Consider the following 13,225-nt stretch of genomic DNA (forward strand, 5'->3'; position numbering starts at 1 on the left):
GGGCTTTCTTTCTGCTCATAACAAACAGGATGAAGCACTGGAATGATCACTCAATAGTAAAAAGTGGATCAAGTGCTGAGTGTCACACTTTTTCTGTCAATAGGGGCTTGGTGAACACTTACCTTGCTTTGTCTTCGTGCACCATGTAGCCACCACAACGGTGGGTTTCTTCGTGCATGTGGCTAGATAGTTTCGCCAGCTCTTTCTGGTTGATTTTCGCGACGATGGAATGCTTGTTTCCAGTCACGCTTGTATAAACCGTTGCGCCATGCTGAGTCATTATATGCTGTGCGTCAGCATCGGTGGTGATCCAAACTTCTTCGTTCGCTGGTGGTGTGATGCCTAGTGATGCGTAAGCCGAAGTACTGTTGATTAAGGCTAAAGAACCTCCGAGTACAGCCAAAGCTAGCATGCTTTTTTGAATAGCCATTTGTCGTCCTTTTTATGGTGAGTATTGTTATGTTGATGGGGGTGATTTTTGTGTAATACGTGGATGTATTTGTGTAGATGTTTCATTTGCTGAACAGTTAACCGCGAAAAGGGCCCCTTTCGGAGCCCTGAATTTGCTATTGATTACTGTGTTTTAATGAAACGGTAGTGCTTGGTTTCTGAACAGATATCGCTTGAGGTACACACTTGGTACTCAACATCTACTGTGCCGTTGTGACGGAACTTGTCGACGTATGAGTTAAAGTCTGTAGCACCAACATTCTTGCCATTACGCTTAATCACGAAGTAGTCATTGGTGTCGTAATCCCATGCCAGCTTAACGCGAGCTTTGCCATTCGGGTTTTTGTTACCAAACTTCAGTTTTAATGGGAAGCCTTCCGCTGAGTCCCCTTCAATCGTAATCGACTTGCTTGTTGATGTTGCAACGCCTGCATCGTCTGTCACGGTTAGAGTAACCACGTAGTCGCCAGCTTCAGCGTAGGTATAGCGAGTCACTTCACCTGTTTGTGTGTTGCCATCGCCTAGGTTCCATTGGTAAGAAACGATCTGACCATCGCTGTCCGAACTTGTGCTGCGCAGTTCTACTTCTTTGCCGACAATGGTGTGTTCGAAAGAAGAGACTGGCGGTACGTTAGCGTTACCTGATTCGTATGATGCTTTTAGGTTTGCACCTGCGTAATCTGAGTAACCCAGAATGTTCACCGTGTAGCGACCAGCTGTTGGGTTTTCAATTACACATACTTCATCGGTTACGCTTTCACTCTTACAGATATTCTCTTGAGAGCTTGGCGCATAATCTAGACCGACATACATATCTGGGTCACCAGTAGACACAGCAAGATCAATCGTTAGCTTGTCTTGGCCTTCTGGTACTTCGATATCGAAGTAAGTTTTTGAGCCTGTTTCACCAGCAACTGCGGCTTCAACACCGTTTTCAAGGCGTTGATATTCCGGTTCTGGCGGCAGTGGTGGCTCTGCACATGGGGTAACACCCACCAGACCGAACGCAGAAACAACATCATCGGCATTGTAGCCAAGGTCGTTTGCTGAGTTTTTCACGCCACATGCACCTTGCCAGAAGTCACTGTTTTCCGACCAGTAAATTTGGTTAGATAACACGAAAAGCTCGAACGCTTTTTTAGTATCCCAACCTTGCGTGGTTGCAAGATGGTAGAAGGCCTTGTTGAACACACCAGAACTGTAGTGAACATTCAAGCCATCGTAGTATTCAGATGCGTTGTTGATTGAAGAACCATCTCGTGATGGATCGTCCATGTAACGTAGAGCGCCATCGCCTTTAAAGATATTACGGCCGACCATCCAGTCGTTGGTGCCTTTCATGTAGTATTCTGCCGCTTCACCTGCCATATCAGAGAAAGCTTCGTTCATGCCACCGGATTGGTTTGCGTAAACCAAACCTGAGTTTTGTTCTGTGAAACCGTGGCTCACTTCGTGTGCTGACACATCTAGGCTAACAAGTGGATAGAAGAAGCTTTCACCATCTCCGAATGTCATTGCCTTGCCATCCCAAAATGCGTTCTCGTAGTTGTTACCGTAGTGAACACGCATCATGAGTTTGAAAGAGAGTGGCGCAGTGTCGAACCAGTTCTTATACATGTCGAACACGATGTTACCGAAGTAGTGCGCATCGTTGAGTGGTGAGAAGGCGCCGTTGACTTCTTTGTACTCGTTACGAGGACATTCGTAGCTGTAAGTGGTGTCGCCGTCTGTCGCACCATTCAGGTCAACGGTAACGACATTTTCAGACTCCATCACGCACTCTGTGCCATTTTCTACCACATCAAGGTAGTGGTAGTCGGTGCCGTACTCGTACATGCCTGTTTTTTCGTTACCACCGGGACCTGTACCTATCTGTGCGTGAGCAATACCTTCCCAACGGTCGATAACTTCGCCGGTGTGCGCGTCTAGCATGGTGAATGGTCGAGTTGGTTGTTCGCTGCCTTCGACAAGATAAGAGACAACGTAGACTAGGCGTGTTTTGTCATGTCCTTGTTTTCCTGAACCTTGATAAATAAACAGTTCATGCTGGACGTTGTCTAAAGATTTGCTGGTTAAGCCCTGAACCTTGAGATCTTTACTCGCAAGCTCAACGGCTTGGGAGCTGTTGATTGATGGTTTAACAAAAGATCGCTCTAGGGTCGTCGTTTTAAGGTAGTTGCCTTGAACAGACTTAAGTGCGCCACCTTGTACACTTTGGGTGGCATTTAGGTAATGTCCCCATACTGGCGTTCCCCAGATGTTTTGTTGGATCTTAACTTTGTAGATACCACGCTTTTTGAGGTTAACTTCCTTTACCATCTTAAAGCTAGAGGCGTTACTGACGCCTAACTGAGTGTTCAACCCAGAAAAGCTAGTAAAGTTGATCGGTTGATCGATGCTAACTGATTCACTTGCATGTACTGATAAAGACATAGCACTGGCTATAGCAACGGCAACTAAACGCTTTTTCATTTTCATTGTTATTTTCTCTTTCCATGTAAAATCCATGAAAACGTAACAAAATTATCACAACGAATTTACATCATTCGATCTAATTAATTAGTAGCATGGCAATGATCTCTTTTATTCATGAAACTTATATTTCTCGTATTTACATATAGTTATCGTTTCTGTTTATTTTTGAACGCACTCATAGGTTTTATTTATAAAATCATGACAATTTTATTAGGTGTTATTTTTTATTGGAAATTAAGATTTCTAGGTAAATTGATCTGTGCCTCAATTAGCGGGCTCTGGGTTGATAGAAGGATCAACGATTTGGAAGTGTCATTTTGAGCGAAAGACTATTAAGCGAGTTTAAAGGCAATTTTGATAAGAAATTGACGATTTTTGGGATTATTTTCTGAGTTGTTAGTTACAAGAGAGTTAGCCAAATGGGGCTTTATTTGGCACAGAGCACAAAAACTGCTGGATGAAAAAAGCCAGCGACGAGTCACTGGCTTAGATTAACTTAGTTTGTGCAGGCTACTGATTAAAGGTACGTAACTAATACACTTAGCTATGGTTTGCGACTAAAGCGAATTACTGCTTTTTACCGCCAACTTGAACATATTCAATACCAATAATACGGTTGATAACACCCAAAACAGAGGTCGTATCAGAATTTGTTGATGTAACGGTATCGACGGTTGCGCCTTCAGGAACCAATTCCATTGCACGATCTTGAGTGTTGCCCGGAACTTGGAAGCCTACAATGTTGAAGCTCTCAGCGTGCGCTGTGTAAACTTCTTCATTGTGGTTAATACCTGAACAACCTGCTAGAGAAACAATGCCTAAAACAACTAATAACTTTTTCATAAAAATACCTTAAGAATGATTGGAATCGAGATGGCAAGCCACAAAGGCAGTGTCGTGATTATCTAGATTCAATAAGTTCATGGGAGACAGCATCTCCCGACCGATGTTGAACATTATTCCAGAGGTGTTTTGTAGTTACTGTATGGGTTTGTCAGTTGAATCATTACACAGCTGAATGGTAATGGTGAATACCGCACCCTTTAAGGCTTGGCTCTGACCTACCTTCACGGTAGCGCCGTGTTGAGCACAGATCTTCTCGACGATAGACAGCCCTAAACCATGGCCGCTTTTGGCTTTGTTACGCGCTTTGTCGCCAACGTAAAAGGGTTCGAACAGGCGAGCTTGATGCTCTTGTGCCACGCCATCACCATCATCATGTACCGCGATCTGTAGCTGATCTTGATGCACGGTCGCTGCAATCGACACTTGTGAGCGTGCGAATTTCATTGCGTTACGCACTAGGTTATCTAGTGCTCGGTTAAGTAGCGTTTCATCCGCCATTATTGAGCTAGGTTGCTCTGGTAGCGATAGGTCGATGTTGAGCTGAGTGTCTTTGTTCCAACGCGCCATTGCGTGGTCGAGAAAATCTCGAATCTCTAATGGTTTTTGTAAGTTTTCTAGGTCAGTGCTATCGAGTTTGGCGTAATACAATAGCTCATCAACCATTTTTTCCATTTCTTCCGTGTCTTCGACAATACTCTCAATCGTTCTCTCTTGATCGTCGTTAAGTTGGGTGTCTTTGAGCATTTCAGCTTGCCATTGGATACGGAATATTGGCGTGCGCAGTTCATGGGCGACCGCGTTGGTGAGTGAACGATTACTTTCGATTAAGCGGTGAATTCGGTCGGCCATTAGGTTGAAGGATTTGTTCAGTGAACCAATCGCAATGCCGCTTGAAGTCTCGGCTCGCGAGGAGAGATCCCCTTCAGCAAAACGCAGAGTGGCAGATTCAAGTTTTTTAACTCGGCGGAAGATGATTAACAGGTGGCATAAGCCGTACAAGATAAAGCTTGCTAAAAAGAACAACCAAATGAGGTCATCCTCTAGCTCTATCTTTTGCCTAACGAACGCTTCACTGTTGGGTAGGTAGTGATAGGTATCGTCACTGCTGGCTAATCGAAACCATAGGTCACGTTCATCATCGTGAAAGATAAAGGTATTTGGGTTGGTACTGAAAAATTCTGAAACTGGGCCTGGTATTTCATCTTCTGGGCTGAACGTGACCAGTTTATTTCGTGTGGTTTCTACAAACTGGTTTATCGCTTGATGAGCGGCTTCAAGACCTTGATTCTTAGCGATGTTTTCTATCAGTTGCTGGTGGGCCGTCGCTTCGTAATCTTGCAGTACATATTCGTAGTCGGTGTTGAGCTGATAGACACAGATCTCGTAGGCGACAAGGCCGGTCATAAAGCAAACTAATAGCCCTAACAAGGACTCCAAATAGATACGTCGCATAATTGATCTCTTTCATTACGCTCGTATTGAGCGAGGTTAGTGCCAGGCGGTTGAAACAAACAAATAGCCTTTACCGCGAATGGTCTGAATTTTCTCTGCTGGTGCGTGATCGTCGCCAAGAATCTTTCTTAGGCGCACCACTTTGTTATCAATGGTTCGATCAATCCCGTCGTACTCAATCCCGCGCAGTGTTTGCGTCAAATAGTCACGTGATAATGGCGTATCAGGGTTACTCGCTAATAACCAAAGTAGGTCAAATTCACTGTCAGTGAGTGATAAAACGGCACCTGAAAGTTCACACTTCTTATAGGTGTTTTTCAGAACCAGTTGATCGAACTGAAGGTTGTCTGAGTCATCGACTGAAGTGGTATTAGCGTCTTGACGGCGTAATAACGAGCGAACTCTGGCCAGCAGAACTCTTGGTTTGATTGGCTTGGTGACATAGTCATCAGCCCCTGTCTCTAAACCAGCGACGTGATCAAAGTCGTCATCGCTAGCGGTGAGCATCAAGATTTTACCCTTATAGTGTGTACGAGTCTGTCGGCAGATTGTCAGTCCATCGGTTACAGGGAGCATTAAATCCAACAACACGATGTCAGGTTGTTCGGCAAGGATAGTTTTCGCAGCATCACTACCGTCATCTAGCGTGGTGACATCAAAATCCTGCGTGACAAAGTAGTCCTGCAGCATTTTCTGAAGTTTTAAATCGTCTTCCACGATGATCATTTTAGGTTTTGTCATTCCATTATCAGCCTTGTCGTGCGTTTCAATCATTGAGATTACGTGAGGGAGCCTTATCTAGTGGTTAGCTATTGTGGCATCTACAATTTGCATGCTTTACGTAAAATACCTGACATGAATGATTAAACACTTTCCACGCCAGTTCAATGATGATTTTTAATTTGTGCGAAAATAAAAAACAATGTTCAAAAAGATATACATTCTCATACATTCGCACGACAGATGTTTTCATCTTTAAATAATAGAATTTTCCCATCAAACATTTTTGGGAATTATCACATGAATAGTTATAGAAAAACGCTACTGGCATTACCTTTGGTTCTATTAGCGGGCTGTAATTCAAGCTCTAACTCAAGCAAAGCGGCGACTAAAGCACAAGTGAAACCTAAGGCCGATTACGTGTTTTCATCAGCTAAGCTTGGCGAGTTGTATCAAGAGCGACAAGAGGTCCAAGAGTCAATGGAGCTCACTTACGATGGTGTGCAGTATGAAACCATTCTGTTTGCGGAAGACATTAGTGATAAGCAAAAAGTGGTTAGGCTTGCGGATAGTTTAGGTCAAAGCGTGGATCTGTACCTTCCTGATGCTGGAGCCGATGACTGTGCGATTTACAGTGAAGGTAATTACTATGATTCGTTTGATTGTGGTACGGCTCAACGTTCAATTGGCAATGATACGACGTTAATCCAAACGACAACGAGTGATAGAAAGCTTGCCGTTAAGCTTGAATACCACAATGAGTTGTCGCAATACGTGACGAGCCTGGGTTCTACGATTCTGAGCAACACTAGAAGTGGGAACAAGGTAACGATAACCACCTCGTTTGCCTTCAACGCTTTTTACCGAGATGTGCTTAAAGAGACTGGCGCTGTTGAGCGCATTAATTCGACTCTGGGTGCATCAACCTATTCTCAGCTTTTTGATATCGTAAAGTTATACCGAGGCAGTGAGATGACATTGAAGTTCACTAACCACATCGGTGGCAGTGCCGACGATGATATCAATATGTACACCGGGCGCATGATTAAGAACAACAAGATGACGACAATCGTGACCCCAACGGGTTCGGTTTTCTCGGGTGGTACCGATCTATTTGCTGCTGGTAATCCACGAATCTTACAGCGCTCTAACACCAAGCAGGCCATTGAATTAAACAAACAAATCGGCGTGCACAGTTGGGGGACGGGCGATAAGACCGCAAAAGATTTCCCGTATACTGAGGAGAGCCACCGTAAGCAAGCGACGTATTTTAAGAAGGTGATGGGAGATACAGGGATTGATTTTTACATCTTCACTTTAGACTCTGCGCCATCTGATGGTGAACACTGGGTGACTAAGACCGATTCAGATAAATACGGCTTCATCACTCGCATTGAGTAGCTTAAGCTCGGATTAAAATTAGAAACGACTTGAAAGGGTTGGTGATGACGTTGTTGTCACCAACCCTTTGAGCATCTGTTGTTTAGTGTACTGGCATATTGAGTCGTCGAGTACCGATGTTCGTTGGTGAATAAATTCTTTATTTAACACTCATGTAACAATTAATTCCCGCAGATCGTGTGATAAGAATGTGTAATCACGGCACTTTTTTATCGATAGAATTTATTATCCGCAGCCTTACTGGCCGTTAGCTTTCTATAATCTAACGATGTAAGGAGCATGTGAATGACTAATAAGGACGATCATTTATGCAGTTACTGGCAGGCACTCTGACCCACTACGCTAACCCTCAAGCACGCCCTGAATTGGAATACTCGAGCGAGCAGCGTGACATTTTAAGTGTCGCGAACTCTCAACAGGCGATTAAAGATATTTCTCAATGGCCTGGCTACTCTGTTACTCCTTTGCATGAGCTGAATGCAATCTCTGCTGAGATCGGCGTAAACAAGTTTTGGTACAAAGATGAATCGCAGCGTTTTGGCCTGAAGAGTTTTAAAGCACTGGGCGGCGCTTATGCCGTTGCTCGTCAGCTTCAGATTGAAATCGCCAACCGCTATGGGAAGAATCCGACCATCAGTGAGTTGCTCAACGGGGAGTGGAAATCAGAAGTTGCTGAAATCGTTGTCAGCTGTGCAACAGACGGAAACCATGGCCGCTCCGTCGCATGGGGCGCACAAATGTTTGGTTGTGGTTGTGTTATCTACATTCACCGTGACGTATCGGAAGGCCGCAAGCAAGCGATGGAAGCGTTCGGTGCAGAAGTGGTACGCATTACTGGTAACTACGATGAATCCGTTCGTTTGGCCGACTCAGACGCTAAAGCGCAAAATCGTGTGATTGTTTCGGACACCTCTTACGAAGGCTACATGGAAATCCCTAAAGACGTTGCTTTAGGTTACACCGTGATGTTGGCAGAAATTGTTGAGCAATTGGATGGCGAGATTCCAACCCATGTCTTTGTGCAAGGGGGAGTGGGTGGTCTAGCTTCAGCAGTTTGCGGCTACTTCTGGGATCTGTGGGGCGCCGATCGTCCACGCTTTGTAATTGTCGAACCTGAGCAGGCTAACTGCTTACAGAAGAGTGCTCAAGCTGGAAAACCTATCGTGGTTACGGGCGACTTAGAAACGTTGATGGCAGGACTCGCATGTGGTGAAGTTTCAAGCTTGGCGTGGACGATTCTACAAAACGGCGCGGATGATTTCATGACGTTGAGTGAAGAAGCTATTCCGCAAGCGATGCGTATGTTGGCGAGTGGCGAGCAAACAGAAGTGGCGATTGAAGGCGGGGAATCTGCCGTTCCTGGATTTGCTGCGGCGATCATTGCTAAGCAAGATTCCCAATACGCTGAAAAACTGAATTTGACTCAAGACAGCCGAGTGTTAGTGATTGGTACTGAAGGAGCAACCGACCCGGATCTCTATCAACAGATCATCGACAATAAAATCTAATCGCGAAAAGTACATAGTTAGCAGTTAGCAGTTAGCTGTTAAGAGCTAATCGCGAACAACGAATAATAAAGTAAGCCCCAAAGTTGGCGGTATGTAAGGTTTCTTCATACCGTCTTTTTTCCTCTATTTTTGACTTCATTTACGACACGCCTGTTTGCTAATTTCGCTGGTCATCAATCGATCTGGTCATCAATCACGCTGCTCATCAATTGGAATCGTCAGCCCAACCTTGACGTTATCCATCACCACATTGGTTTGAAAGCTCTTGATATTGGCATTATCAAAGAAGGCTTCACGAGTAAAATTGTCGTAACCCTCCATATCCGCTGCCGTAACAATCATGATGAAATCTGAACTGCCGGTGACGTAATAGCACTGCTGTACTGAGCGGTTCGAACTCATCTCTTTTTTGAAGTTGTGCATTAAATCCACACGCTCACGCTCTAGCGTTACCTGAACGATAAACGTCATTCCGTGTCCGACTGCTTTTGGGTTGATCACGGAGACATCAGCTTGAATGACACCTTGCGCTCTCATGCGTTTTAAACGGCGCTGAACAGCAGCTGGAGAGAGCCCGACCTTTTCTGCAATCTTGTCTGAAGTAGCTCTGTTTGAGTCTTGTACGATGTTAAGGATCTTCTTGTCGAAACTGTCGACCACCAATGCAGGTTGCTGTGTCATACCCATACTTCCCAATATCTGTTTGTAAATTAATTGTTTCTTTTGAACCAGTGTGTGATCGAGTTAAAGGTATTTAGCCTTAACATTTAGACCTCGATGAGCGAGAACAAAAAACCACTATAACGCAGAAAAAATGCGGAATTTCTGCACAACAAGGTCACCATTTAATGATAATCCTTAAAGTTATCGGTGCATTATTAATCTTGTGAACGAAATGTAAAGATCAAATCGACAGAGTTTGAAAATTATATGAAACATGTTGTTAACATCCTTTGGGCGATGTTAACTCTCGCTCAAGGAGTTGGAAAGTATGAAATCTGCAACCGCTACTTTACAGTTTGAATTAGAAAAATTGGCACCAGCAGGACGCGTCGGTGTGATTGCGTTAGCGACAGATTTCAATATTGAGCGTGATTTAAACGCGCTGTATCCAAACGATGTGCAATCGTTCACCAGCCGCCTAAGAAACTACAACCCGTTGACGATAGAGAACCTGCGTAAGATGGAACCGGGAATCGCTGCTTGTGCCGATACCATCCTACCGGGTACTGAATTGGATGTGGTGATCTACGCTTGTACCTCTGGCACTGTGGCGATTGGCAGCGAACGCATTACGCAGCTTATTCATCAGTCTCGCCCAAACGCTGCGGTAACGAATCCGGTGACCGCTGCCTTGGCGGCTTTCGACAGCTTTAAAGCGAAGCGTATCTCGGTATTAACGCCTTATACCGAAGCCGTGAATCAAGACGTGGCCGCATTTTTTGAGTCGCAAGGCATTGAGGTGTTGAGCATCGCAGGCTTTGGTTTTGAAGATGACACCGCGATGACGTTCATTTCTCCAATGGACATTAAACAAGCCGCACTACAAGTTTGTGACCCTGAAGCGGATCTTCTGTTTATCTCTTGCACGGCATTGCGTGCAGCATCGGTGATTGAATCCATTGAAGTGGAATTAGATAAACCCGTTGTCAGCAGTAATCAGGTGTTGGCTTGGCATTCGCTTCAGTTGATGAACTACCTCATACCCATTAAAGGCTTTGGTGCACTACTAGCGCGCCATCTTAAGCCATCCTCAGATAATTGCCGAAGGTCGCAGTCGTTGTAACGACCTTTGATTAAGGCTGCTCGCTTTGCGTTTACATTCAGCAGCCAAGCTAACTCCACATTTAACGTTAATACAAAGAATGACACTTTGGGAACACTACTATGCCGTCTACTTTTTCGATAAAACCAGACCAACTGTCTTCGCAGCTTATCCAAAGCATGACGGAGTGGCGTCAACACTTACACCGCTTTCCTGAGTGTGGCTTTGACGTGAATCTGACCTCTGATTTCATCGCCAGTAAGCTTGAGAGCTTTGGTATTGAAGTGGTGCGTAACATCGGTAAAACAGGATTAGTAGGGATACTTCGTTCCGGATCAAGTGAGGCAAGTATTGGCTTAAGAGCTGACATGGATGCTTTGCACATTCATGAACAAAACAGCTTTGCGCATTGCTCACAACACGACGGAAAGATGCACGCCTGTGGACACGATGGACACTCTGCAATGTTGCTTGGCGCAGCAAGCTATTTAGCCGAAAACTTATTGTCAGGGGACTCAACCTTCGATGGCACGGTGTATTTCATTTTTCAACCCGATGAAGAGCACGGTTGTGGCGCGCAAGCGATGATAGACGATGGCTTGTTTGAGCGATTTTCGATTGATGAAGTGTATGGCGTACATAATTTCCCCGGTTTAGCGGAAGGTGAATTGATGGTTCGCCCCGGTTCGTTAATGGCCAGTGAAAGTAGCTTTGAGATCACCATCAATGGTGTGGGTGGTCACGCTGCTTTGCCGCATCAAGGAGTCGACCCTTTAGTCGTTGGCTCGCAAGTCATTCTTGGTTTGCAAACCATTGTGTCTCGTAATCTCAGTGCGATTCATGACACCGCTGTAGTTTCTGCCACCGAATTTATTACCGACGGCACGGTTAACGTCATCCCGACTCAAGTGGTCATTAAAGGCGATTGCCGCTGCTTTACTGAAGCCTCTCTCGATCGAATCAAGCAGAGCATGGAGCGTATCGTGGCGGGCATTTGTCAGGCAGCCGGCGCGACTTACGACTTCGAGTTTATCAATACCTTCTACCCAACCATCAACAGCGAACAACAAACCCAGTATTCGGTTACCGCCGCGCAGAAGGTACTTGGTGTTGAGAACGTTAATGACGCATGCGACCCACTCACAATTTCGGAAGACTTCTCAAGCATGCTGCGTGTTAAACCGGGCTGCTATGTGCTGTTGGGTAATGGTACGGAATCGGTCGGTGGTTGCGCATTGCATAATCCGAAATACGACTTTAATGACGGCATCTTAAAGCGCGGTGCGAGTTACTGGATTCAGTTGGTGAACGATCGTTTAGCAAGACCAATTTAGACACACTTATTTAGAAACAACTCAATGAGAAGCAATAAGTAAAGAAACAGATTCAGCAGTGACGCATTTGGCACTGCAAGATGGCTGACTTTAAACGGAGTTTATTGTCGACACAGCCAAAACTGAAGCGCGTGAAGTGACCAAGGTCATCAGCGTGTAATTAGGATAATAAAAAGGAAAGACAGGATGAAACGATTAGGCGTAGCACTGCTAAGTTTGAGCATGGTTTTTGGCGTTCATGCCGAAACATGGAAGTTTGCTTCAGAAGAGGACAAAACAGACGTTCAAGACATCTATGCGCAAAAATTTGCGGAAGTGATTAAGAAGGAATCTGATGGCGACATCCGTGTTCGCATCTATTACTACGGTCAGCTGGGCACAGAAAACGACATCGTAGAACTCGCTGCTAAAGGCACGATTCAATTTGTGTCGGTAGGCGCGGGTCACTTAGGGTCTTACGTACCTGAAGTTCAAGCGGTGAGCTTACCGTATGTTCTGGGTACTAACGAAGCGATCACGCATAAGGTCTTAACGGAAAGCCCAACCATCTACAACAAGCTGGCACCCAAGTTTGAGAGCGTAAACCTAAAGCTGTTGTCGATGATGTCTGAAGGCGAAATGGTTTGGGGCGGCAATAAACCTATCCGTACACCTGAAGATTTTGCGAACCAGAAAATCCGTACTTTCACTTCAACCATTCCTGTTGAAACCTACAAAGCGTTTGGTGCAACACCGACTCCTCTTTCTTGGGGTGAAGTGTACGGTTCACTGCAACTTAAGACCATCGATAGCATGGTTAACCCGATCTACTTCATCTACAACGCGAAGTGGCATGAGGTTCAAGACTACCTAATGTTCCCAGGTCAGCAACCTTATGTCAGCACGGTTTCGACCAACAGCAAGTGGTACAACGGCCTGTCGGAAGAGAAGCAAGCGATGGTCGACAAAGCGATCACCGCGGCAGACCAAGCGGCTTACGACTACCAAATCCGCATCAACAAAGAGAACATGGACAAGATCTTAAAAGAGCGTCCAAACATGCAAGTGGTTGTGTTAACCGAAGAAGAGCGTGAACGCTTCAAGGTACTCAGCCAAAAGTTGCACACGACTTACTATGACGTGGTAGCAAATGCGTATCCTTCTGGTGAGCAAAGTGAAGCGCGTGAGGGTGCGAAAACCATTCTCGAAGAAATCCTAGATGAAGTGAAGGCTGCTTCAGCGACGCAATAGAAAGCGTTGTTAGGATGAATGTTATCCGCTGTTTATTGGCAGCG

Annotated in this window: 10 protein-coding genes and 1 pseudogene; 5 read left to right on the forward strand and 6 right to left on the reverse strand. The window is 45.2% G+C overall.

From position 1 onward, the window contains the following. Window positions 1-124 precede the first annotated feature (124 nt). The 5 genes and pseudogenes from H5300_RS22845 to H5300_RS22865 all read right to left on the reverse strand — a co-directional run. Window positions 125-430, reverse strand: a pseudogene (locus H5300_RS22845) (aminopeptidase); the annotation flags it as partial. Between the two features lie 143 nt (window positions 431-573). Next, window positions 574-2,928, reverse strand: a complete 2,355-nt coding sequence (locus H5300_RS22850) for a M4 family metallopeptidase (RefSeq protein WP_182796973.1) — start codon at window positions 2,926-2,928, stop codon at window positions 574-576. Window positions 2,929-3,492: 564 nt separating this feature from the next. After that, entirely contained in the window at window positions 3,493-3,768 is a 276-nt protein-coding gene (locus H5300_RS22855) for a hypothetical protein (RefSeq protein WP_004732471.1), read from the reverse strand. Between the two features lie 135 nt (window positions 3,769-3,903). Beyond that, a complete protein-coding gene (locus tag H5300_RS22860; protein WP_182796974.1) occupies window positions 3,904-5,223 on the reverse strand; it encodes a cell wall metabolism sensor histidine kinase WalK in 1,320 nt (439 codons plus the stop codon). A gap of 36 nt (window positions 5,224-5,259) precedes the next feature. Beyond that, window positions 5,260-5,964: a response regulator gene (locus tag H5300_RS22865; protein WP_026012327.1), complete on the reverse strand. Its 705-nt coding sequence runs from the start codon at window positions 5,962-5,964 to the stop codon at window positions 5,260-5,262. A gap of 279 nt (window positions 5,965-6,243) precedes the next feature. Between H5300_RS22865 and H5300_RS22870 the strand changes: the two genes are divergently transcribed. Next, window positions 6,244-7,344 (forward strand): alpha/beta hydrolase, encoded by a 1,101-nt coding sequence (locus tag H5300_RS22870; protein ID WP_182796975.1) that lies wholly within the window; start codon window positions 6,244-6,246, stop codon window positions 7,342-7,344. Window positions 7,345-7,652: 308 nt separating this feature from the next. Continuing rightward, entirely contained in the window at window positions 7,653-8,852 is a 1,200-nt protein-coding gene (locus H5300_RS22875) for a diaminopropionate ammonia-lyase (RefSeq protein ID WP_182796976.1), read from the forward strand. 189 nt (window positions 8,853-9,041) lie between these two features. Here the strand turns inward: H5300_RS22875 and H5300_RS22880 are convergent, their stop codons facing one another. Then, window positions 9,042-9,533 carry an Lrp/AsnC family transcriptional regulator gene (locus H5300_RS22880; RefSeq protein ID WP_004732456.1) on the reverse strand — a complete coding sequence of 164 codons (492 nt, stop codon included), beginning with the start codon at window positions 9,531-9,533 and terminating at the stop codon, window positions 9,042-9,044. Between the two features lie 310 nt (window positions 9,534-9,843). Between H5300_RS22880 and H5300_RS22885 the strand changes: the two genes are divergently transcribed. From H5300_RS22885 to dctP, 3 genes are all read left to right on the forward strand, one after another. Then, the gene (locus tag H5300_RS22885) at window positions 9,844-10,638 is read left to right on the forward strand and encodes an Asp/Glu racemase (protein ID WP_182796977.1); all 795 of its coding nucleotides are present in this window, start codon (window positions 9,844-9,846) and stop codon (window positions 10,636-10,638) included. A gap of 101 nt (window positions 10,639-10,739) precedes the next feature. Continuing rightward, a complete protein-coding gene (locus tag H5300_RS22890) occupies window positions 10,740-11,951 on the forward strand; it encodes a M20 aminoacylase family protein (RefSeq protein WP_182796978.1) in 1,212 nt (403 codons plus the stop codon). Window positions 11,952-12,137: 186 nt separating this feature from the next. Next, entirely contained in the window at window positions 12,138-13,181 is a 1,044-nt protein-coding gene (gene dctP / locus H5300_RS22895) for a TRAP transporter substrate-binding protein DctP (protein ID WP_017105430.1), read from the forward strand. Window positions 13,182-13,225 lie beyond the last annotated feature (44 nt).

The sequence above is a fragment of the Vibrio sp. SG41-7 genome, assembly GCF_014164465.1.
Lineage (GTDB): Bacteria > Pseudomonadota > Gammaproteobacteria > Enterobacterales > Vibrionaceae > Vibrio > Vibrio splendidus.

Excerpts from the sequence above, each read along its gene's own strand:
- H5300_RS22850 (WP_182796973.1), bottom strand. The coding sequence starts at position 2,928 with ATGAAAATGAAAAAGCGTTTAGTTGCCGTTGCTATAGCCAGTGCTATG.
- H5300_RS22855 (WP_004732471.1), bottom strand. The coding sequence starts at position 3,768 with ATGAAAAAGTTATTAGTTGTTTTAGGCATTGTTTCTCTAGCAGGTTGT.
- H5300_RS22860 (WP_182796974.1), bottom strand. The coding sequence starts at position 5,223 with ATGCGACGTATCTATTTGGAGTCCTTGTTAGGGCTATTAGTTTGCTTT.
- H5300_RS22865 (WP_026012327.1), bottom strand. The coding sequence starts at position 5,964 with ATGACAAAACCTAAAATGATCATCGTGGAAGACGATTTAAAACTTCAG.
- H5300_RS22870 (WP_182796975.1), top strand. The coding sequence starts at position 6,244 with ATGAATAGTTATAGAAAAACGCTACTGGCATTACCTTTGGTTCTATTA.
- H5300_RS22875 (WP_182796976.1), top strand. The coding sequence starts at position 7,653 with ATGCAGTTACTGGCAGGCACTCTGACCCACTACGCTAACCCTCAAGCA.
- H5300_RS22880 (WP_004732456.1), bottom strand. The coding sequence starts at position 9,533 with ATGACACAGCAACCTGCATTGGTGGTCGACAGTTTCGACAAGAAGATC.
- H5300_RS22885 (WP_182796977.1), top strand. The coding sequence starts at position 9,844 with ATGAAATCTGCAACCGCTACTTTACAGTTTGAATTAGAAAAATTGGCA.
- H5300_RS22890 (WP_182796978.1), top strand. The coding sequence starts at position 10,740 with ATGCCGTCTACTTTTTCGATAAAACCAGACCAACTGTCTTCGCAGCTT.
- dctP (WP_017105430.1), top strand. The coding sequence starts at position 12,138 with ATGAAACGATTAGGCGTAGCACTGCTAAGTTTGAGCATGGTTTTTGGC.